Genomic DNA, 20,826 nt, shown 5'->3' with positions numbered 1-20,826 from the left:
CGGTGCCTGGCTGGGGGTCCTCAGCCTTCTGAAAGAAAAGATCGGCTTCCCGTATACCCTCCTTCCCGACGACATGTTCCACCACGCCGCCGGCGGCTATGCCCTGCAGGGAACCCTCTGCGGCTCCATCGGCGCGTGCGGTGCCATCATCAACCTCGCGGCCATGGACAAGGAGAATTCGCACACGAAAATCCTGACGGATCTGATCTCCTGGTACAGCCAGTGCTCATTTCCGACCCAGCGGTTCGACGCCATCGCCACCTACAAGAACCAGGTGCAGAAGGTTGCCGTTTCTCCCCTCTGCCACACCTCGGTCTCCGGCTGGATGGTGGCGGCGAATTCTTCCTATCACGCGAAGGAGCGGAAGGACCGCTGCGCGAAAGTCGCCGCCGAGACGGTCTATCAGACGATGGTGATGCTCAACGCATACGCCGAAGGGAAGTACAAGCCACTGGCGGCAAAACTCTCCCCGGAAACCGAGAGCTGCCTGAGCTGCCACGGCCCCAAGGCGGCCGACAACGCGAAGGGGCAGATGGATTGCCTCAGTTGCCACGACGATCACACGAAGTGACGGCAAACATCTCATCTGCCCGCTGAATGCGAAAGGGACGGCCCAATAGACCGTCCCTTTTGCGTCTCTCCCCGTTCAGAGCTCCGTTTTCACGGCTCGATGCCGACGAAAAGATCTACCCCTAAACCCTGAACCATCCCACCATGCCGTTCAGTTCCACCGCAAGGCGCGAGAGGTCCGAGGATGAGTTCCTGACGTCGCTGAAGGAGCTCTGCAGTTCATGGGTGATGGCGGAGATCCGTTCCATGGTCCGTGACACCTCGCCGGTGGAGGCCGACTGCTCCTCGGCAGCCACGGCGGTCCGCTGGACCATGTCGGTCACCTGCTCCACGTAGGTGACGATGGCGTCGATGTTGCCGAGGGTATTTTTAACGTGCTGCACCACCTTTGATACCGATTCCCGCTCCTCCTGCATGTAGCTGACCGAGTCGCCGATGCTCGCCTCCATCTCCCTGATGGTGGCGCCGATCTCGCTGGTCGCTTCGGTGGTCCGCACCGCCAGCTGCCGCACGCTGTCGGCCACCACGGCGAAGCCGCGCCCCTGCTCCCCGGCCCGGGCCGCTTCGATGGCGGCGTTGAGGGCCAGGAGGTTGGTCTGGTCGGCGATGTCCTTGATGAGCGCCACGATGTCGTTGATCTTCTCCGACTGGGTCCCCACCACTTCCACCTTTTTAGCCGATTCCCGCACCGTCTCGGCAAAGTGCTCCAGTTCCTGCATGGTGCCGTGCATGGCTTCCCGTCCCTCTTCGGCGACCTTCTTCATGTTCACGGCGGCTTCGGAGGTGTCGCCGGAGTTGCGGGCAACCTCCTCCGTGGTCTGGGACATCTGGGTCATGGCGGTGGCCGACTGCTCGATCTGCATCGTCTGCTCCCGGGAGCCCACCTCCATGGCGCCGGCCGTGGCCGAAAGCTCTTCGGAACTGGAGGCAAGGTTTTCCGTGGCAACGCGGATCTTCCCGACCATATCGCGGAGGTTGGCGACCATGGCCGCCATGGCCGTTTCCACCCTGCCGATTTCGTCCTTGCGGTCGGTGGCCAGGATGCAGGCAAGGTCCCCCTCGGAAACCTTGCCCGATGCGTTGATCAGCTGGGTGAGCGGCCCGGCGATGGAGCGGTAGATCCAGAAGCCGAAGATGATGCCGAAAAGGACGGCGCCCGCACTGATGGCGGCAATGAGGAGGGTGCTGAATTTCACCATCCGGTTGACGGTGGCGATGGCCTTTTCCTGCTCGCCCTGGGCGACGGAGACGGTCTGTTTCCCCTTTTCCGCCTGTTTGAGCACGATGTCGCGGAGTTTTCCCGTGGCGGCCGCAGCCTTCGCATCCATTTCGAGCCGGCCCCGGATCTTCGAGATGATCCCGTCCTTGACGAACAGGAGGTTGTTGATGCTGGCCAGGGCCCCTTCCGTGTTGCGGAGGATGACCGCTTCTTTCCGGGCATTCAGTTTCGCCAGTGACCTGGCCAGGTCGTTTCTGACCACCGTGCTCCGTGAAAAGTCCCGTTTCAGTTCGGCCTCGATCAGATCGAGCTCCTTGGCGGAGGAGACGTTGAAGAGGCGGGACGAGAGCCCCTCGATGCTCAGGCCGAGGGAGAGGAGCTCCGAGTTGCTTGCCAGAATGGCCGTGGCAAGGGTTGAGTTGCCGAAAAACGACGACTGCTTGCGGGTCTCCGACGAAAAGCTGTCCGATGCCATGGCCCCTTCCTGCTCGACGGCAAGGATAACGGCGCTCAGCTTGTCCGTCACCTCCGCTGCCAGGCCGTCACGGAGCGTGGTGTCCGCTCCGGCCTGTCCGACGATGGCCGAATGGGCCTTCAGATATTCGGGGACTTTGATGCTCATCTGCCGGATGTCTGCCGCGATGGATGGGGATGTTTTCAGGAGCTCATTCTGTAGCGCCTTGTTCATGGCCGAATTGCACTTCCCCTGGGCAATGAGGACCGTTTTCCTGTTCTGGGCCTTTGCCGCCTCCAGAAAGCCGAGCTGGAAATCCTTCAGCGTCAGTTTCAGCGCTTCGACGTTCCTCACCCGGGCGGATACGTTCCTGGTGTCGTCCATCGAGCGGGTGTAGGACGATGCGGCAGTCACCTGCAGCCCCTTGATCTTGCTGTCCAGTTCCTTCAGGCGGGCGCTGGCCTCCCGCATTTTTTCCGTGATCACCCGGTCGGCGTTCACGGCATCCTCGTCAGCCGTCAGTCTCCCGTCGGTAACGGAAAAAAGTTCCCGGGCGATGCTGTTCAATTGGTCGTATGCCGTGATGATGCTCTCTCCGGCGAGGGCCTGCAGCGCGCCCTGGTCGGTGGCGACCTCCGCCAGCGACTTTTCCGCTTCGGCCCGGGCGGCCTTGAATTCGTTCCGGTCCCGGGAGGCACCGACCTTGATCAGGTCGGCCGTCGCCCCCTGGATTGCCCGCTGGAATTCCACCGTGCGCATCTGGAAGGGGGTGCTCCGTTCCGTCAGGTAGTGCAGGCGGTTGCTGACGGACCCCATGCCGATAATGCTCGTGGCGGCCACGGCGGCGACAATCAGGATGACGGTGATGACGTTGAGGATGAGCTTGGTTTTGATGGTCATGAAAGAACCCCGTAAGCATTGTGCGGTAGTGGGCAGCGCGTACCGTGCTGCCCGTCAGGGTCACTCCTTTACGTACTTCTGCCCCTCACCCGTGATGAAATCGATGAGCTTTTGCGCTGCCGGCGACGGTTTTCCCTTTGTTATCAGGATTATCGGACGGGAAAATTCGGGGGTGCCGACCGTTTTAACCGTCCCGTCAAGCATGGTAACCGGGCCGAAGCCGATGGCTTCGGGGGTCGATGCCACCTTGTCGCGCAGGTCCTCGAAACGTCCCGCATCGAGGATGTCGGTGGAGTAGGGCGCGTCATCCAAGGCGAGCTTCCGGTATGCGGCGTTGGTTGCGGGGTTGATTTTGGAGAGGACCACGATGATCGGGGCGTCGCTCCCGCCGACTTCCTTCCAGGAGGTTATCTTGCCGGTGAAGATCCCCTTGAGTTGCTCCCTGGAGAGCTCCTTCACCGGGTTGTCCCGATGGACGATGGTGTAGATTTTCCCTTTGCCGATGGTCGTCGGGATATAGGCGGCGGGGTCGTTGACGATGATATTTTCCTTCCGGGCTGCCGCGAGGAGATCGGCATAGGGGAGTCCGGCGGTGGACGCGTCAAGCTCTCCGTTCACAAGCTGCCTGAATGACATGGTGGCGCTGCTGTAAACGAGATTGAGCGAGATGCCGGAGGCCTTTTCGAAATGCTCCTTGACCGGCTTGAGGATGCAGTCGACGGGGGCGCCACCGCCGCCTACCTTCATTTCTTCGGCATGCGCACCGGCTGCCGCCGTCATTATCAATAACAGTCCCGCCATCAAACGCATCATCTGCTGTGGCATGCTTCCATCCTCCTGGGTTGAGTGATTATCCTGACTTTGGTTCCCGAGCGGGAGGAACCGTTGTCGGTTATTTTACGTACTTCTGTCCTTCCCCCGTGATGAAGTCGAGCAGCCTCCGGACCGTGGTGGACGGGGCGCCTTTGGTCACCAGGACGATGTCGCGGGAAATTTCCGGCGTCTTGGGGGCACGGACGCTGCCGTCGACGATGGCGGCAGGGCCGATGCCGATGGCTGGGGGATTGGAAGCCACGTTCACCTTGATTTCCGCGGCGGTGGTCGTTTCGAGCACGTCGTTCAGCACGGCTTCCCCGTCGAGCATCGCCTTGGTGAACATGCTGTTGGTCCCCGGGACCAGTTTCCCCCAGACGACGATAATCGGAGAGTCCGGGCCGCCCACCCCCTTCCAGTTGTCGATCTTGCCGGTGAAGATCCCCTTGAGCTGTTCCTTGGAGAGCTCCTTCACCGGGTTGTCCTTATGGACGATGACAACGATCCGGTCCTTGCCGATGACGGTGGAGCGATAGACCGACGGGTCCTTGACCCCGGCGCCCTCCTTTTTCATGAGCGCCATCCAGTCCGGGAAGGAGAGGCCGGCGGCCGCGGCGTCGACGGCTCCGCGGTCCAGGTCGGTGAGGGCGTTCTTCGGGCCGTTGGCAATGACGGAGAGCCGGATTCCCGTCGCCTTCTCGAAAGGGGCGCTGACCGGTTTCAACACATTTTCGACAGGGGCGGCGCCGGCGCCGACCTTGATTTCGTCGGCACCCCAGGCCAGGGTTGCGGCAGCTCCGATGCAGAACGCGGAAATCTGGGCGATGATCCTTTTCATGGCGTTACCTCCGTATGGGGTCGGGTTAGTTATGGGAATGCGTATACTGTTTCGTATCGGTCGATTTGTCTGGTTCTTGAGACGAAATTAAGAGTTTCTATGGCTCATCCCCAGGGGATAGAAGGTGGGGCCCCGGGCCTCCGCACGCCAATGCGAGGGATGCCGTTCTTCGCGCCGGGGGCGCCATTGACAAAACCGCGCCCTTCCACTATAAGTGGAATTTTTTCGGGAGGTTTTCGTGGAACAGGTGGACGACAGCGCCCTTCGCGGCGTTATCCGGAAGCGGATTTTGGAAAAGGGGCGGATTCCCTTCGTGGAGTTCATGACCGCCTGCCTCTATGAGCCGGGGCTCGGCTATTACACCTCTCCCGGCCGCAAGGTGGGGGCCGAGGGGGATTTCTATACGAGCATCAACGTCCACCGGGTCTTCGGGCGGCTCATCGCGCGGGAGATCTGCCGGATGTGGGAGGTGATGGGCTGCCCCGCCTCCTTCGACGCCGTGGAGGTGGGAGCCGGCCACGGCCAGCTGGCGAAGGATGTCCTCGACGCGATCCGCGAGCTGAACGCCGAGTTCTACGAACTCCTCTCCTTCCGGCTGGTGGAAGCGGAGCCCTCCCTGGCGGAGGTCCAGCGGACCCTGCTCGCCGACCATCTCCCGAGGCTCTCCTGGAGCCCCCCCGCCGACCTGGCCGAAGGGCGCCTGCGCTTCACCGGCTGCCTCTATTCCAACGAACTCATCGACTCGTTCCCGGTCCACCTGGTGGAGATGACGCCGGCGGGGGTGCGGGAGGTCTTCGTGGTCGCCGACGGTGACCGGTTCGCCGAGGTCCTGGAGCCTCCTTCCACGCCGGAGCTGGAGGGATACCTGGCGCGCCTCGGCATCACTCTCGATCCGGGACACCGGGCGGAGATCAACCTCAATGCGCTCCGCTGGCTCGGATCGGTGGCGACGGCCCTCGAGCGGGGCTTCGTCCTGACCATCGACTACGGCTACCTGGCCCCCGAGCTGTACGGCCCCATGCGCCGCAACGGGACGCTGCTCTGCTACTGGCGCCACACCATCGAGGAGGACCTCTACGTCCGGGTCGGCAGGCAGGACATGACGAGCCACGTCGACTTTACCTCCCTCATGGCGGAGGGGGAAGCCCTCGGGCTGAAGAAGGCGTGGTACGGCGAGCAGTACCGCTTCCTCGTGGCGGCGGGGATGATGGAGGAGATGATGGCGCTGGAGGCGGCCGCAACCACCGAGGAGGAGCGCCTCAGGATCCGCCTCACCCTCAAGAAGCTCGTCCTTCCCGAGGGGGGGATGGGGGACACCTTCAAGGTCCTCGTGCAGGCGAAGGGGGTGGAGAACCCGCGGCTGCTCTGCATGCGGGAGTGGGGGCAGCTCTTTTGACAGCCCGGTCGCGGATGATAGACTTGAGCCAGGACGGCGGAGACGGCGCCCTGGGGGGGGTCAAGGCCGTGGTGTTCGATCTCGACGGCACCCTCTACGTCAGCCGGGAGCTGGGGGAGGAGATTGCCGCCGTCGCGGCCCGTTACCTGGCCGAACGGCGTGGTATCACCCCGGAGGAGGCCGACCGGCTCATACGGGAGACAAAGGCGGAGCTCACCGCCCGCACCGGCTTCCGGTCGTCCCTGAGCCATGCCACCATCGAATTGGGGGGGGACCTGCGGGAGCTGCACTGCCGCTTTGCCGCCGAGATCGATCCTTCGCCGTTCCTGGTGCGGGACGAGCGGGTGATCCGCTTCCTGCGGGATCTGGCGAGGCGGGCCGAACTCATCCTCTACACGAACAACAACCGTTCCCTCGCGGAGCGGATCCTCGCCGGCCTCGGCCTGGCAAGGGCGTTCCGGCGCGTGGTGACCATCGAGGAGAGCTGGCGCCCCAAGCCGGACCGGCAGACCCTTGAGGAGATCATCGGCGCTGCCGGGGTGTGCCCCGAGGAGTGTCTCTTCGTCGGGGACCGGTACGACATCGATCTGCGGCTCCCGGCGGAGCTCGGATGCCAGGTATATCTTTCACGCAGCGTCGACGAGCTGCTTGCATTGCATTCCATCATGAGTGAGGAGCACCGATGAACGAAACCCGGAAAGAGACCCTCGACGCCATCATGCGCGCCATGGAGATCGAGAAGGAGACCTTCGATTTCTACACCAAGGCGGAGCACAAGACCTTCAACGCCGAAGGGAAGCGGATCTTCCGCTGGCTTGCCAAGACCGAGGAGCAGCACTACCTGAAGCTCACCGAGCTCTACGAATCGCTCCACGAGGGGGGGCGCTGGGTCTTCTACGGAGGTTCCACCATCGTCCTCGATCCGGCGGCGCCGGGGGAGACGCAGGTCGGTTTCGACACCGATGATCTTCAGGCCCTGGAGATCGCCATGGAGATCGAAAGGAAGGGGATCGACTACTTCGAGTCCCTCATGGAAAAGACCGGCGACCCGGACGGCAAGAGCATGCTCAAGGCCCTGCGGGACGAGGAGGCGGAACACCTGCGGGTGGTCACCGAGAGATACCGGGCGCTCAAGGGGGGGTAGTTTCCCTTCCGGCCCGGCGACATACGGCAGGATAAACCACAAGGAGGAGACAACGATGGTGGAAGAAGTCAGGAAGGTTCTCGATATGGTGCGCCCCGCGCTCCAGGCGGACGGCGGCGATGTGGAGCTCGTGGAGGTCACCGAGGACGGCGTGGTGAAGGTTAAACTCGTCGGTGCCTGCGGTCACTGCCCCATGTCGACCATGACCCTCAAGATGGGGATCGAGCGGACCCTCAAGGAGAAGGTGCCGGGGGTCAAGGAAGTGGTCTCGGTGTAGCAGGCGTTCCCGGCCGCCGTGCCGGCTCGGGGAAACAGGAGGTGTCCCGTGGCATACAAGGTCAAGACGTTCGGCATGGAGATCCGGCCCCTGAAGACCATGAAGGAGCTCGCGGAGCTCGATGGGCAGGTCAACAGGTTCGTGGCCGAAAACGGCGTGAAACGGATCGTTTCCGTTTCCGACACCCCGACAACCGACGACACGGGCGAGACCATCGGACTCGTCAGGGTCATCGCCTACGAGGAATGAAGCATCAGTCGAAGGCGCGGGTTTCCCCCCGCGCCTTCGTCGTTTGCGAAGCAGGGACAGCGCCACCCATCCGTCCCGCCCCGTTCTCCCTTGCGGTCACACCTTCGCCCGCGCTGCCCTGAAACGGGAGCCGATTCCCATGTCCGTCATTCACCGCAAGAATATCCGCGCTGCCGGCCGTGCCCCGCGCTTTCTCCGGTTTTTCCGGCGCAGCGGCGAGGTGGCCCACTCCCGCGGCAACCGGGTTGAGCTCTACCGCAGCGGCGGGGAGTTCTTCCCGGCCCTGCTGGCGGCGTGCGCCGAGGCGCGCCACCATATCCACGCGGAGTTCTACATCGTGCGGGACGACGCTACCGGCGCCGCCTTTGCCGAGGCGCTCCTGGCAGCCGCCGCCCGGGGGGTGGACGTCTCCCTGATCTACGATTACATCGGCTCCTTCGAGACCCCCGCCACCTACTTCCGCCGCCTTGAACGGGGGGGGGTCCGCTGCCTCGCCTTCAATCCGCCGCCGTTTCGCCGGGGACTCGCCTGGTTCGACAAGCGCGACCACCGCAAGATGGCGCTGGTGGACGGGGAGACCGCCTTCATCTGCGGCGCCAATATCGGTGACGAGTACTCGGGGTTCGGCCGCGTCGTCGAGCGGTGGCGGGATGTGGGGGTGCGGATCGACGGGCCGGCGGTGGCGGCGCTGGTGAAGCTGTTCCGGGAGTTCTGGCAGGAGGAGGGGGGGCGGGCGCCGCTCTGCTGGCTCGCCGAGGAGATTCCGGTGGCCGGCATGGGGGATGCCGAGGTGATGGTGGTGGCCGGAGGGCCCCACCGCAGCCGCTCCTTCATCCGCAACGCCTTCCTGGCGGCCATGGCCGGGGCCGCCGAATCGATCCGGATCATGAACCCGTACTTCGTGCCGGGGCCGCGGGTGGTCCGCTCGCTGCTGCGGGCGGTCCGGCGGGGGGTCCGGGTGCAGCTCGTCCTCCCTGCCAAGAACGACGTACCGCTTGTGGGGCTCGTGAGCCGGAGCTACTACGCGCCGCTGCTGCGGGCGGGGATCGAGATCCACGAACGGCAGGGGCCCGTCCTCCACGCCAAGGTGATGCTCATCGACGACGGGTGGGGGGTGGTCGGCTCCGCCAATCTCGACAACCGGAGCTTTCACCGCAACTACGAGGTGAACGCCATCGTCGTGAGCCACGACTTCGGCCGCCAGGTGGCCGAGATGTTCGCCGCCGACCTGGCCGGCTCCCGCCCCGTGGTGCTGGAGGAGCATGAGCGCCGCGGCTGGCATGTCCGCCTGCTGGAGCGGCTCTGCGGCACGGTGAGCTGGTTTCTTTAGGTTGCCGGGGCCCGCCCCCTGGTGTAGGATGGCGCGTACTCCACTCCCCCGAGGTGCCACCATGTCGAAAAAAGCCGTCGTCCTCTACAGCGGGGGACTCGATTCCACCACCTGTCTCGCCATCGCCCGGACCGAAGGGTTCGAGCCCTATGCCATGAGCTTCTCCTACGGCCAGCGCCATACCCACGAGCTCGAGGTGGCCAAGGCCAACGCCCGCCCCCTGGGGGCGGTGGACCACATGGTGGTGGAGTTCGACCTGCGCAAGGTGGGGGGGAGTGCCCTCACCGCCGACATCGCCGTCCCCAAGGAGGGGGTGGGGGACGAGATCCCCGTCACCTACGTCCCGGCCCGCAACACCATCTTCCTCTCCTTCGCCCTCGGATGGGCCGAAGTGCTGGGTGCCTTCGACATCTTCATCGGGGTCAACGCCCTCGACTACTCGGGGTATCCCGACTGCCGCCCCGCATACATCACCGCCTATGAGACGATGGCAAACCTGGCCACCAGGGCGGGGGTGGAGGGGATGGGGCGCTTCCAGATCCACACCCCCCTCATCAGCCTCACCAAGGCCGAGATCATCCGGAAGGGGCTTGAGCTCGGCGTCGACTACGGCCGCACCCACTCCTGCTACGACCCGACCCCGGAGGGGTTTGCCTGCGGCCTCTGCGATTCCTGCCGCCTGCGGCTGAAAGGGTTTGCCGAGGCGGGGGTAGCGGACCCGGTGCCGTACGTGACGCGCTAGGCGGTCCCCGTTCCCCGGCGCACGACATTTTACCTTTCGAGAGACCGATGACTTCAAAGCGCAGAGAAACCGAAGGGGCGACCGCCCCCATGCCCGACATGCAGAAGACCCCCGACACCCGGAAGATCCCCATCAGCAAGGTCGGGGTGAAGGATATCTCCTACCCCATCGTGGTGATGGACAAGAACCGGAAGTTCCAGCAGACCGTGGCCCGGGTCAACATGTACGTGGATCTCCCCCACCACTTCAAGGGGACCCACATGAGCCGCTTCATTGAGATCCTCAACGCCTACCGCGAGGAGATCGCCCTCGACAAGATGGAGCCGATCCTCCAGAAGATGAAGGAGAAGCTCGGCGCCTCGTCGGCCCATCTGGAGATCGAGTTTCCCTACTTCATCGAGAAGCGCGCTCCGGTCTCCGGCGCCCGCAGCCTCATGGAATACACCTGTTCCTTCGTCGGCACCCTGGGGGAGGAGTTCGACTTCGTCCTCGGGGTGACGGTGCCGGTCACCTCCCTCTGCCCCTGCAGCAAGGAGCTTTCGCGCTACGGCGCCCACAACCAGCGGAGCGCTATCACGGTGCGGGTCCGCTACCGCGATTTCATCTGGATCGAGGACCTGGTGGCGATGATCGAGGAGTGCGGTTCGAGCCCGGTCTGGTCGCTCCTGAAGCGGGAGGACGAGAAGTTCGTCACCGAACGGGCCTACGAGAATCCCAAATTCGTGGAGGATATCGTGCGGGAGACGACCCAGAAGCTCCTCGCGGAGGAGGCCATCACCTGGTTCTCGGTGGAGGCCGAGAACTACGAGTCGATCCACAAGCATTCGGCCTATGCGGCCATCGAGCGGGACAAGCGAAATAAACAATAAAAACTTTTCATTTTTGCACGTTATTTGCTTTGCCGCGCCATCCGGGTTGTCGACAGCGGTTGTGGATAACTGTGTGGAAAAAGCCCAAAGTTGTGGATAAGGCTAGCGGTTATCCCTTCCCAAAGACCCGGTGAGCCCCGGTTTCCCATGTCAAAAGCGCTGCTGATCTTCGCCAAAAAACCGACTCCTGGCCGTGTAAAGACCAGGCTTGTGCCGCCACTTTCGGCGGTGGAGGCCGCGGAACTCTACCGCTGCATGCTCTTCGACGTTCTCGCGAATGTCGGCCAAATAACGGGCGTGGCGCTTCACCTCTGTTACGGGGAAGGGGGGCGGGACTATTTCGAGGCGACCATGCCGTCGGTGGGGCTTTTCCCCCAGGAGGGGGACGATCTGGGAGAGCGGATGGCGGGGGCGTTTCGCCGGGCGTTTGCTCAGGGGTACCGCCGGGTGGCGATTGTCGGCACCGACTCCCCCGACCTGCCGCCGGAGTTCGTCGAACGCGCCTACGAGCTGCTGGCGGATCCGGATGTCGATGTGGTCTTCGGGCCGAGCGCGGACGGGGGTACTACCTTCTGGGGATGAAGCGCTTTCATCCGGAACTCTTTGCCCGGATCCCGTGGTCCACGGAGGAGGTGCTGGAGCGCTCCCTCGTCCGGGCGGCGGAGGCGGGGCTCGCCACGGCGCTCCTCCCCCCGTGGTACGACGTGGATACGGTCGCTGACCTGCGGCGGCCGGGGCTTGCGGCACCGGAGAGCCGTGCCCCCCGCACCCGGGAGTTCATCCTCGGGCTCGGGGGACGGGGCGGCCTCACTTCACCACATCCACCTCGTACCCCCCGCGCAGGTGGTCGATGACCTCCTCGATATGCTCGTACCCCCTGGTCTCCAGCTCCAGCAGGACCTCGGTCTTGCCGAGGGGGAGGTCCTTGGAGCGGCGCTCGTGGGTGATGAGGGAGATGTTGGCCCGGGTGGCGGCGATGTCGGCGGCGAGCTTTGCCAGGGAGCCGGGGATGTCGTCCAGGAGCACCTTGAGCTTCAGGTAGCGCCCCGCGGCCAGGAGCCCCCGCTCGACCACCGTGGCGATGGTCTTCACGTCGATGTTCCCCCCCGACAGGACGCAGACGGTCTTGCCGGCCGGCTTCCCCGCCGTGCCGTTCAGGAGGGCCGCCAGGGTCACCGCCCCTGCCCCCTCCACCAGGAGCTTGGTCCGTTCCAGCAGCGCCACGATGGCGAGGGCGATCTCCTCCTCGTCCACCAGCACCACCTCGTCCACCAGTTCCCGCACGATGGGAAACGTGTTCTTCCCCACCTTCTTCACGGCGATGCCGTCGGCCAGCGTCACCGTGAGGGGGGCCTCCAGGATCTTCCCCTTTTTTACCGAATAGTGCATGGAGGGGGCGGCCTTCGACTCCACGCCGACGATCCGGACGTGGGGATGGGTCTCCTTCACCGCCGTGGCGATCCCCGCGATGAGCCCGCCCCCCCCGATGGGGACGAGGATCGTTCCGACGTCGGGGAGCTCTTCGAGGATTTCCAGGCCGATGGTCCCCTGGCCCGCCATGACGAGGTGGTCGTCGAAGGGGTGGACGAAGAGCGCCCCGGTCTCCTTCTGGCTCTGGACCGCGGCGGCGTAGGCCTCGTCAAAGTTCTTCCCCGCCAGCACCACGTCGGCCCCGTACTCCTTGGTCGCCTGCACCTTCTGGGGCGGGGTGCTCTCCGGCATGAAGACCGTCGCCCGTACCCCCAGGAGGTCGGCGGAGAAGGCGACCCCCTGGGCGTGGTTTCCCGCCGAGGCGGTGATGACCCCGCGGGCCAGCGCTTCCCGGGGCTGGGAGAGCATGAAGTTGAGGGCGCCGCGGATCTTGAAGGCGCCGGTCCGCTGCAGGTTTTCGCACTTGAAGTGGACCGGGATGCCGAGCCGTTCGCTGAAGTGGTGGGAGGGGATCATCTCGGTGCGCCGCACCCGCTTCTTGAGGCGGTCGGCGGCTTCGTGGATCAGGGCGTAGGGGAGCATGGCGTCGCGGGGCTCCTGAACGGTCAGTGGGGGTGACCGTGGTCGTGGTCGTGGCTGCAGGGGTGGCCGTGGGTGTGGTGATGGTCGTGGCCGTGGTGGTCATGGGGTTGTCCATGGCGGGGACGGTGCCGCAGCTCCTTGATGACCGGGGCCTCGACGCACCGGGTGCATTCGGCCTGAAGGGTGGTGTGGGAGATATGGTAGCGCTCGAAGAGGAACTCCTCGATCCGGCGCAGCACCTCCGCCTGCCGTGCCTTGTACTCCGGCATGACGTCCACGTGGGCCGAGAGGGCCAGGATGTGGGAGCAGATGGTCCAGATGTTCAGGTGATGAACGGCGTTCACCCCCTCGATGGCGGCGATGGCGTCGGCCACCTCCCCGGTGGTCATCCCCCGCGGGACCCCTTCGAGGAGGATGTGGGCCGATTCGCGGATTACCCGCCACGACCCCGAGAAGATGACACAGCCGATCCCGATGGAGATGATGGCGTCCAGGAGGTACCAGTTGGTGTAGTAGATGATGGTGCCGCCGATGATGACCCCCACCGAGGCGGCGGCGTCGCCGACCACGTGGAGAAAGGCGCTGCGGACGTTGAGGTCGTCGTGGGAGTGGCCGTGGAGCGCCGAGGCCGCCACCAGGTTCATCACCAGTCCCACCGCGGCGATGACGAGCATCGGGACGCTCTTCACCTCCTGAGGGCTGAAGAGCCGTCCCCACGCCTCGTAGAAAATCCCGAGGGCCATGAGAAAGACCGTCACGCCGTTGATGAAGGAGGCGAAGACTTCGGTCCGGTGCCAGCCGAAGGTGCGGGTGTCGGAGGCGGGAAACGACGAGAGCTTGATGGCCGCCAGGGAGAGGATCAGGGCGAAGAGGTCGAGGAAGACGTGGGCCGCGTCGGAGAGGAGCGCCAGGGAGTTGGTCCAGATCCCCCCGGCGACCTCGGCCACCAGCGTCAGGGCCGTCAGGGCGATGGCGTACTTGAAGCGTCCGGTGATGCTTTGGTCAAGGTGTGAGTCGGCGTGCATCGGATACCTCGCGGGACGGCCGGGAACCGGCATCCCGGCGGCGCTTTCATGAGAAGAAAAGTGTAACAGAGCACCCCCCACCGGTCAATGGTAAAGAACCGCTCTCTCCTTGCAATTTCGCGTCGTTGCTGGTATTGTAGCGCCACCGTTTTCTTTGGAGGTTTCTAATATGGAAGCAATTCATCACCGGCTCCTGATCCTCGGCTCCGGCCCCGCCGGCTATACCGCCGCCGTCTACGCCGCCCGGGCCAACCTGGAGCCGGCGCTCATCACCGGTCTCCAGCAGGGGGGGCAGCTCATGACCACCACCGAGGTGGACAACTGGCCCGGCGACGCCGACGGCGTCATGGGGCCGGATCTCATGGAGCGGATGCGGCTCCATGCCGAGCGGTTCAACACCACCTTCATCTATGACCATATCAATAAGGTAAATCTCCGGGAGCGCCCGTTCCGCCTGGAGGGGGACAGCGGGGCCTACACCTGCGACGCCCTCATCATCGCCACCGGCGCGTCGGCCCGTTACCTGGGGCTGCCGTCGGAGGAGAAGTTCAAGGGGAAAGGGGTTTCGGCCTGCGCCACCTGCGACGGCTTCTTCTACCGCGGCAAGCCGGTGGCGGTCATCGGCGGCGGCAACACCGCCGTGGAGGAGGCCCTCTACCTCTCCCACATCGCGAGCCACGTCACCGTCATCCACCGCCGTGACCGGCTCCGTTCCGAGAAGATCATGGCCGACAAGCTCATCGAGAAGACCAAGGGGGGGAATGTCACCATCGAGTGGAACCACGTCCTCGACGAGGTCCTCGGCGACGAGTCGGGGGTGACCGGCATCCGGGTCTGCCACCGGAGCGGCTCCACCAAGGAGATCCCGGTGCACGGCGTCTTCGTCGCCATCGGGCACACGCCGAACACGGAGCTCTTCGCCGGCCAGATCGACATGGAGAACGGCTACATCCGGACCCTCTGCGGCAACGAGGGGAACGTGACCGCCACCAGCGTCCCCGGGGTCTTCGCCGCCGGCGACGTCCAGGACCCGATCTACCGCCAGGCGATCACCTCCGCCGGCACCGGCTGCATGGCGGCCCTCGATGCCGAGCGCTACCTCGACATGCTGAAGCCCTGACCCATGCTCGCCAAGGTCCTTTCCAGCGCCCTGCTCGGGATCGACGCGGTGATCGTCGACGTGGAGGTCGATATCGCCCAGGGGCTTCCCCAGTTCGCCACCGTGGGGCTCCCCGACGGCGCCGTGAAGGAGAGCAAGGACCGGGTCAAGTCGGCCCTGAAGAACAGCGGCTACGACTTTCCTCCCCGCAAGATCACCGTCAACCTGGCCCCCGCCGACCTGAAGAAGGAGGGGGCCGCCTTCGATCTCCCGATCTCTGTCGGCATCCTCGCCGCCACCGGCGTGGTGAAGGGGGAGCGGCTCAGGGAGTACCTCCTCCTCGGCGAACTCTCCCTCGACGGGAGCGTCAAGCCGGTGCGGGGTTGCCTGCCGGTGGCGGTGGCGGCCCGCAATGCCGGCGTGCGCGGCATCGTCGTTCCCCGGGAGAACGCCCCCGAGGCGGCGGTGGTCGAAGGGATCGATGTGGTGGGAGTGGCGGAGCTCGCCGAGGTGGTGGAGTTTCTGAACGGCAGCCGGGAGCTCGTTCCGCACCGGATCGACGTGGCGGCCATGTTCGAGCAGGGGTGTGAAGGGGGAGACGATTTCTCCGAGGTCAAGGGGCAGGAGCACGCCAAGCGGGCCCTCGAAGTGGCCGCCGCCGGATCGCACAATATTCTGATGATCGGACCGCCCGGTTCCGGCAAGACCATGCTTTCGCGCCGCATCCCCACCATCCTGCCACGGATGTCGTTTGAAGAGGCGATCGAGACCACCAAGGTCTACAGCGTCATGGGGCTCCTGGACCGGGAGAGCGCCCTGGTCGCCCAGCGGCCATTCCGGGCCCCGCACCATACCATCTCCGACATCGGCCTCATCGGCGGCGGCAATATTCCCCGCCCCGGCGAGGTCTCCATGGCGAACCACGGGGTGCTCTTCCTGGACGAATTGCCCGAATTCAAGAAGCACGTCCTGGAGGTGCTCCGGCAACCGCTGGAGGATGGCCGGGTCACCATCTCCCGGGCGCTCATCTCCCTCACCTACCCGTCGCGCTTCATGCTCGTCGCTGCCATGAATCCCTGCGTCTGTGGATTTTTAGGAGATATTAATCATGTATGCACATGTACTCCGGTAGGAATTCAGCGTTATAGATCGCGTATTTCCGGGCCTTTGCTCGACAGAATAGACATTCACATCGAGGTTCCAGCAGTCAAATATCGTGACCTTGTAGACCGGAGTGACTCGGAGAGTTCCGCTGAGATCGCTAAGCGAGTGGCACGGTCGAGGGAAATCCAGTTGGAGCGCTACAAAGGTACAAAAATCCACTGCAACGCCCAGATGACGCCGCGCTTCATCAAGAAATACTGCGAGCTGGATCCGGCCGGCAACCGCATGCTGGAGCTGGTAACCGATCGGCTTGGTTTCTCGGCCCGCACCTACACCCGCATCCTCAAAGTGGCCCGCACGATTGCCGATCTGGATAGCAGCGAATCGATCCGCGAGCAGCATATCGCCGAAGCAATCCAGTACCGGAGTTTGGATCGGAAAAGGGTTTAACCCCAGAAAGTCATCAACGTGATATTGACGAGGAGAAAGCATCGTATGACAACCCTTTTGATGTAGATCGACAGACGATAGATGTCAGGCGCAATTTCATCAATCCGAGTTTCCATAACGCTCCCTTGTTTGATGCAATCATCCGGAGTAGGTTATACCTCACTTACGCCCCCAAGACATTATTATGGAGAGTTGCGCTAATAATCATGGAATGTCTTTTGTCTGGTCAAGCAAGAAATCGACAAACGCCCGATTGGCCCGCGACAGGTAGCCCAGCTTTTTCCAGGCAATTAGGAGATCGAGATACAGCGGCGGGTCAAACGATACCGCCCTCAGGTCTTCGTCATTCGAGACGACCATCCGGAGGAACGTGGATATCCCCAGGCCGTTTCGCACGAGCGATTTGACGAGCGAGAAGAGGTTCGTCTCGAACACGATATTGGGCGCGATGCCGGTCCCCTTTGTCACGTCGAATATAAGCTCGCGGATGTAATACCCTTCCTTGTAGAAGACCAGGGGCTGTTGCATAAACTCATCGAAGCTTACTGCCTTCCGACCAGCAAAAGAGTGCCCCTTTGGCACGCAGACTACGACCTCCTCCCGCAGGAACCGGCGGACCTCAAGATTTTCCGGATAGATGCCGGCGGCAATGACCCCCATGTCCAGTTCCCCCTGTTCGATCATCTTCTGAATACGCCAGGCCCCCTCGCCGTAGACCGACAGATGGAGGTTAGGGTAACGCCTCACGAAGTCACGGATGATGTCGGGGAAATAATAGGCGCTGAGCATCGGAGGAATGCCCACCCGCACCTCTCCCTTGCTCAAACCGTGCAACTCGCCCATTTCCATTTCAGCCGCCTTCACCTCCGCGAGGACTCTCCGAGCATGCGCGAGGAAGATTTTCCCCTCAGCCGTCAAAGCTACCTTCCTTTCCTGGCGGCTGAAGAGGACCAGGTCCAGCTCCTCTTCCAGCTTCTTGATCGCCATGCTGACCGCCGGCTGGGCAACGTGCAACTGTTCCGCCGCCTTGGTGAAGTTGCCGTGCCGGGCGATTTCTACAAAGAAGCGCAGCTGCCTGAGATCCATGACCTTTCCCTGATTGATAACTATTATTTATCGATACAATACAAACAATATATTTTTATTATCAAAGCACAAGTGGTATCTTTTCTTTGACAGTCAAAATCACTTAACTTGGCGATTGGTTCATGAGAAATGGAAGCTGTCCACAAGGGCACTGAGGCGTACAGACAAATCAATCTGGCATTCTTTGCCGCAGGCTAAATAGAGAATTGATCACATGCAATGCAATGCCATCTATAGAACCTGTCCTCGCACGACCAGAGAACTAAAGGAGTATAACTCCCATGGGTTATTTTTCGAAAATCGACCTTCGCCTCGCCGCACTGCTTATCGGGGTCACACTTTCCACGGTGGACTCCAGCGCCCTTAATCTGGCGCTCCCTTCGCTCGCCACTCATTTTCATACGAATGCCGCTGCCGTCCAGGGGGCCGCCTCATTTTACCTGATCGGGTCTGCCCTCGCTTTCCTCCCACTGTCGGGATTGGCTGGTAGAATGGGCACGGTAAGGGTTTATCGAACCTCACTCTTGGCGTTCAGCATCATATCGCTGCTCCTTGCCATGGCACCCAACCTCCCGGCGCTTCTCACGCTCCGCTTCGTCCAGGGAATTGCAGGGGCAGGTATCATTGGACTGGTGCCAGGACTGGCCGCTGCCACGTTCCGGGAAAGGAGGGGATGGGCCCTCGGCATGGTTTCCGGAGCGGTCGCTGCCGGGACCCTGATGGGGCCGCCATTGGGAGGGATCATGGTCGAGGCGTTCGGCTGGCGCAGCATCTTTTACATAAACCTCCCTTTCGGGGTAATGGCACTGCTCCTGTCCGGAAGACTCGGTGAGCTCCGCGGGGTGGGGCTCCGGGAAAGCCTGCGGCGGGTCGTTTCCGCCCCTCGTTTTCTCCTGGCGCTCCTGGCAACGGTTTTCTTTTACGCCCAGTCTTTCGGCACCAACCTGCTCTGGCCCTTCTATCTGGAAGCCGGGGGGATGAACCCCGGCCGGGTCGGGCTTTTCATGCTGGTGCCGCCGGTCATGCTCCTGTTTATTGGGCCATGGGCCGGAAAGCTCTCCGACCGGCATGGCTTTGATCGGGTCAGCTGGATAGGAAGCGCGGTATTGGCGGCCTCATCCTGGGCACAGGGGGTGACCGGGCGGGTATCGCTCGGCCTGGCGGGAATCGGCTTCGGCCGCGCCCTCTTCCAGGCGGCAAACAATGCGGCAGTACTGTCGCAGGCCCCGGAAGAAACCGAAGCGGTCGCTTCCGGCTTTCTCTCCATTGCCCGGGTCTGCGGCCAGGCATTGGGAAGCGTCCTTGCCGGTGGGATGTGGGGTGTCCTGGAGCACCAGGGCGCCAGGCAGGCGTTCCTGCTATCTAACCTGGTGCTGGGAACCTTTGCGATCATCTCAGGCTTACTGATCAAGGGGCGAGGGAAGATCACATACTCTCCCCCGATCGGTGCGTCCTGGCGGATTGGACCGGCAGCAATCTGTCGCCAGGAATCCCCAGGAAAATAGAACCTACGATGGAAAACTTCGCACTCATCGGGGTGTTTGTGCTGCTGGGGATGCTGTTTCGCCGTCTCAAGGCTTTCCCCAAGGATTCGGCCCAAGTCCTCAACATGTTCGCCCTCTACGTATCGCTCCCCGCGCTGATCCTGCTCAAGGTGCCGCAGATCGTCTTCTCCCGCGAGACCGTGATCGCAGCTCTGATGCCATGGGGGATGCTGCTTTTTTCCGCGGCTCTGGTGCTCCTGGCCGTGCGTCTGTGGCACTGGGAACGCGCAACCGTCGGTGTGCTCCTCCTGGTGGTGCCGCTGGGGAACACCTCGTTCCTAGGAGTGCCGATGATCCAGGCGTTCTTCGGGGCGGCGGGCCTTCCCCATCTGATCATCTACGACCAGCTCGGCACCATGATGATCATGGGAACCTACGGCTCGCTCATCCTCGCCCTTTACGGCCGTGAGGGTGCCCCGAATCTCCCGGCTGTGGTCAGGCGGATGCTGTTGTTTCCGCCTACCATCGCCCTTCTGGTCGGCATTGCGGCCCGTTCCTGGCCCTATCCGGAGAAGCTGGCGCTGGCGCTGCAGAATGTCGCCGTCACCCTCGTGCCGGTGGTCATGACCGCCATCGGCCTGCAACTGCGGCTGAGGCTGCCGTCCAGAGTGCTGGCCCCGCTCGGATTCGGACTGGCGGTCAAGCTCCTGGTCGCCCCTCTGGGAGCCTTGCTCCTCTGCCGGATGGCAGGCCTTACCGGCATGGTCGTTGACGTGTCAATACTCGAAGCAGCCATGCCACCCATGGTGACCGCCGGGGCGCTGGCGGTCGTTGCCGGGATGGAAGCCGAGCTGGCCGTGGCTCTGGTCGGGATCGGCATCATCCTCTCGTTCGGATCCCTGCCGGCAATGTACTGGCTGACGAGGATAGTGCCGTAGCCGCCATGGTGATGAGAAGGATTGCCGAGGTGGAAGGAAAGCAAAAACCGCTGGACTTTTACTAGACGACCGGTCTATTCTGAACAGCATGGAAAGGAAAGACACGAGAGCAGAAATAATCGCCATCGGCATGGAAATGATCTCCCTTCAGGGATACAGTGCCACCGGCATTGATGCGGTGTTGAAGCGGGCCGGGGTTCCGAAAGGCTCCTTCTACCACTACTTCGGCAGCAAGGAGGAGTTCGGGCTCGCGGTGATCGACCACTTTGCGAAACGATACGCTGAAATCGTCGACAGTTTCCTGAAGGATGAAGAACCGACGCCTCTGAACCGTATCCGCAATTATCTGGAGACAGGTCTGGCGCGACTCACCCAGAACCAGTGCACCAAGGGGTGCCTCGTCGGCAATCTTGGCCAGGAACTGGCCGACCAGAACGAACGGTTTCGGGCGCGGCTCGATGAGATATTCCGTTCCTGGAAAGAGCAGATCGCCACTTGTGTCGAGGAGGCACAGCGCGCGGAGGAACTGACGCAGGACCTCGATCCGGGAGTCCTCGCGGGATTCATTCTCTCCGGGTTGGAAGGAGCGATCCTGCGGGCGAAGGTGATGAAGTCGCCCCAGCCGATGCGGGATTTCATCGAAACCCTCTTTGCCACCGTATTAAAGAAGAGCTAAAAAATTTTCATCTTTCACTATACGACCGGTCTAATATTAGTCTCATCCCGCCGTATAACCGGTGAGATTCGGCGACACTCATTCAACAAACACATTGAAAAGGGAGACAACGAACTTGGCTATTCATGAGATCAGCGAAGAAATTCGCAG

At 62.9% G+C, this 20,826-nt stretch carries 23 protein-coding genes; 17 read left to right on the top strand and 6 right to left on the bottom strand.

The window, feature by feature from the left end; all coding sequences use genetic code 11:
* The first annotated feature begins 10 nt into the window (after positions 1–10).
* Positions 11–571 carry a C-GCAxxG-C-C family (seleno)protein gene (locus tag GPICK_RS14115; protein WP_084201448.1) on the top strand — a complete coding sequence of 187 codons (561 nt, stop codon included), beginning with the start codon at positions 11–13 and terminating at the stop codon, positions 569–571.
* A 121-nt stretch (positions 572–692) separates the two neighbouring features.
* Here GPICK_RS14115 and GPICK_RS14110 read toward each other — a convergent pair whose 3' ends face one another.
* The 3 genes from GPICK_RS14110 to GPICK_RS14100 all read right to left on the bottom strand — a co-directional run bounded on the left by GPICK_RS14110 (position 693) and on the right by GPICK_RS14100 (position 4,794).
* Positions 693–3,143: a methyl-accepting chemotaxis protein gene (locus GPICK_RS14110; protein ID WP_039744218.1), complete on the bottom strand. Its 2,451-nt coding sequence runs from the start codon at positions 3,141–3,143 to the stop codon at positions 693–695.
* A gap of 60 nt (positions 3,144–3,203) precedes the next feature.
* Positions 3,204–3,968 carry a substrate-binding domain-containing protein gene (locus GPICK_RS14105; protein ID WP_039744216.1) on the bottom strand — a complete coding sequence of 255 codons (765 nt, stop codon included), beginning with the start codon at positions 3,966–3,968 and terminating at the stop codon, positions 3,204–3,206.
* Between the two features lie 67 nt (positions 3,969–4,035).
* Positions 4,036–4,794, bottom strand: coding sequence for a substrate-binding domain-containing protein (locus GPICK_RS14100; protein ID WP_039744215.1), 759 nt, complete (start codon positions 4,792–4,794; stop codon positions 4,036–4,038).
* Positions 4,795–5,032: 238 nt separating this feature from the next.
* On the opposite strand from GPICK_RS14100, the gene GPICK_RS14095 reads away from it, so the two are divergent.
* The 10 genes from GPICK_RS14095 to GPICK_RS17875 all read left to right on the top strand — a co-directional run bounded on the left by GPICK_RS14095 (position 5,033) and on the right by GPICK_RS17875 (position 11,655).
* Entirely contained in the window at positions 5,033–6,190 is a 1,158-nt protein-coding gene (locus GPICK_RS14095; protein WP_039744214.1) for a class I SAM-dependent methyltransferase, read from the top strand.
* A gap of 14 nt (positions 6,191–6,204) precedes the next feature.
* Positions 6,205–6,876: an HAD family hydrolase gene (locus tag GPICK_RS14090; RefSeq protein ID WP_052263449.1), complete on the top strand. Its 672-nt coding sequence runs from the start codon at positions 6,205–6,207 to the stop codon at positions 6,874–6,876.
* Positions 6,873–7,334, top strand: coding sequence for a ferritin family protein (locus GPICK_RS14085; RefSeq protein ID WP_039744213.1), 462 nt, complete (start codon positions 6,873–6,875; stop codon positions 7,332–7,334). The genes GPICK_RS14090 and GPICK_RS14085 overlap by 4 nt, the downstream gene beginning before the upstream one ends.
* A gap of 55 nt (positions 7,335–7,389) precedes the next feature.
* Positions 7,390–7,611 (top strand): NifU family protein, encoded by a 222-nt coding sequence (locus GPICK_RS14080; protein ID WP_039744212.1) that lies wholly within the window; start codon positions 7,390–7,392, stop codon positions 7,609–7,611.
* Positions 7,612–7,659: 48 nt separating this feature from the next.
* Positions 7,660–7,860: a hypothetical protein gene (locus GPICK_RS14075; RefSeq protein WP_039744211.1), complete on the top strand. Its 201-nt coding sequence runs from the start codon at positions 7,660–7,662 to the stop codon at positions 7,858–7,860.
* 139 nt (positions 7,861–7,999) lie between these two features.
* Positions 8,000–9,190, top strand: coding sequence for a phospholipase D-like domain-containing protein (locus GPICK_RS14070; protein WP_039744210.1), 1,191 nt, complete (start codon positions 8,000–8,002; stop codon positions 9,188–9,190).
* A gap of 61 nt (positions 9,191–9,251) precedes the next feature.
* Positions 9,252–9,932 carry a 7-cyano-7-deazaguanine synthase QueC gene (gene queC, locus GPICK_RS14065; protein WP_039744209.1) on the top strand — a complete coding sequence of 227 codons (681 nt, stop codon included), beginning with the start codon at positions 9,252–9,254 and terminating at the stop codon, positions 9,930–9,932.
* Between the two features lie 89 nt (positions 9,933–10,021).
* Positions 10,022–10,801, top strand: coding sequence for a GTP cyclohydrolase FolE2 (gene folE2 / locus GPICK_RS14060; protein ID WP_039744208.1), 780 nt, complete (start codon positions 10,022–10,024; stop codon positions 10,799–10,801).
* A 147-nt stretch (positions 10,802–10,948) separates the two neighbouring features.
* Complete coding sequence (locus GPICK_RS17880; RefSeq protein WP_236685578.1) at positions 10,949–11,383, top strand: TIGR04282 family arsenosugar biosynthesis glycosyltransferase; 435 nt, start codon at positions 10,949–10,951, stop codon at positions 11,381–11,383.
* Complete coding sequence (locus GPICK_RS17875) at positions 11,380–11,655, top strand: glycosyltransferase family protein (RefSeq protein ID WP_236685577.1); 276 nt, start codon at positions 11,380–11,382, stop codon at positions 11,653–11,655. Before GPICK_RS17880 ends, GPICK_RS17875 begins: the two co-directional genes overlap by 4 nt.
* Here the strand turns inward: GPICK_RS17875 and ilvA are convergent.
* Both ilvA and GPICK_RS14045 read right to left on the bottom strand, forming a co-directional pair.
* A complete protein-coding gene (ilvA, locus tag GPICK_RS14050; protein ID WP_039744207.1) occupies positions 11,609–12,814 on the bottom strand; it encodes a threonine ammonia-lyase in 1,206 nt (401 codons plus the stop codon). The genes GPICK_RS17875 and ilvA overlap by 47 nt on opposite strands.
* A 23-nt stretch (positions 12,815–12,837) precedes the next feature.
* Complete coding sequence (locus GPICK_RS14045) at positions 12,838–13,839, bottom strand: cation diffusion facilitator family transporter (protein WP_039744206.1); 1,002 nt, start codon at positions 13,837–13,839, stop codon at positions 12,838–12,840.
* Positions 13,840–14,008: 169 nt separating this feature from the next.
* Here GPICK_RS14045 and trxB point away from each other — a divergent pair, with 169 nt between their 5' ends.
* Both trxB and GPICK_RS14035 read left to right on the top strand, forming a co-directional pair.
* A complete protein-coding gene (trxB, locus tag GPICK_RS14040; RefSeq protein WP_039744205.1) occupies positions 14,009–14,959 on the top strand; it encodes a thioredoxin-disulfide reductase in 951 nt (316 codons plus the stop codon).
* A 3-nt stretch (positions 14,960–14,962) separates the two neighbouring features.
* Positions 14,963–16,492: a YifB family Mg chelatase-like AAA ATPase gene (locus tag GPICK_RS14035; protein ID WP_039744204.1), complete on the top strand. Its 1,530-nt coding sequence runs from the start codon at positions 14,963–14,965 to the stop codon at positions 16,490–16,492.
* Positions 16,493–16,696: 204 nt separating this feature from the next.
* On the opposite strand, the gene GPICK_RS14030 is transcribed toward GPICK_RS14035, so the two are convergent.
* Positions 16,697–17,578, bottom strand: a complete 882-nt coding sequence (locus tag GPICK_RS14030) for a LysR family transcriptional regulator (protein ID WP_039744203.1) — start codon at positions 17,576–17,578, stop codon at positions 16,697–16,699.
* Here GPICK_RS14030 and GPICK_RS17870 point away from each other — a divergent pair.
* The 4 genes from GPICK_RS17870 to GPICK_RS14015 all read left to right on the top strand — a co-directional run bounded on the left by GPICK_RS17870 (position 17,501) and on the right by GPICK_RS14015 (position 20,676).
* On the top strand, positions 17,501–17,668 hold the full coding sequence (locus tag GPICK_RS17870) for a hypothetical protein (protein ID WP_236685714.1): 168 nt from the start codon (positions 17,501–17,503) through the stop codon (positions 17,666–17,668). The two genes, GPICK_RS14030 and GPICK_RS17870, sit on opposite strands and share 78 nt — an antisense overlap.
* Before the next feature lie 191 nt (positions 17,669–17,859).
* Positions 17,860–19,083, top strand: coding sequence for an MFS transporter (locus GPICK_RS14025; protein ID WP_236685576.1), 1,224 nt, complete (start codon positions 17,860–17,862; stop codon positions 19,081–19,083).
* Positions 19,084–19,091: 8 nt separating this feature from the next.
* Entirely contained in the window at positions 19,092–20,000 is a 909-nt protein-coding gene (locus GPICK_RS14020; protein ID WP_039744202.1) for an AEC family transporter, read from the top strand.
* A gap of 88 nt (positions 20,001–20,088) precedes the next feature.
* On the top strand, positions 20,089–20,676 hold the full coding sequence (locus tag GPICK_RS14015) for a TetR/AcrR family transcriptional regulator (RefSeq protein ID WP_039744201.1): 588 nt from the start codon (positions 20,089–20,091) through the stop codon (positions 20,674–20,676).
* Positions 20,677–20,826 lie beyond the last annotated feature (150 nt).

Origin of the sequence: Geobacter pickeringii (genome assembly GCF_000817955.1) — a bacterium.
Taxonomy (GTDB): Bacteria; Desulfobacterota; Desulfuromonadia; order Geobacterales; family Geobacteraceae; genus Geobacter; species Geobacter pickeringii.
Note: the sequence above shows the minus strand (reverse complement) of the source record. Positions and strands in the feature narration are given on the sequence as shown.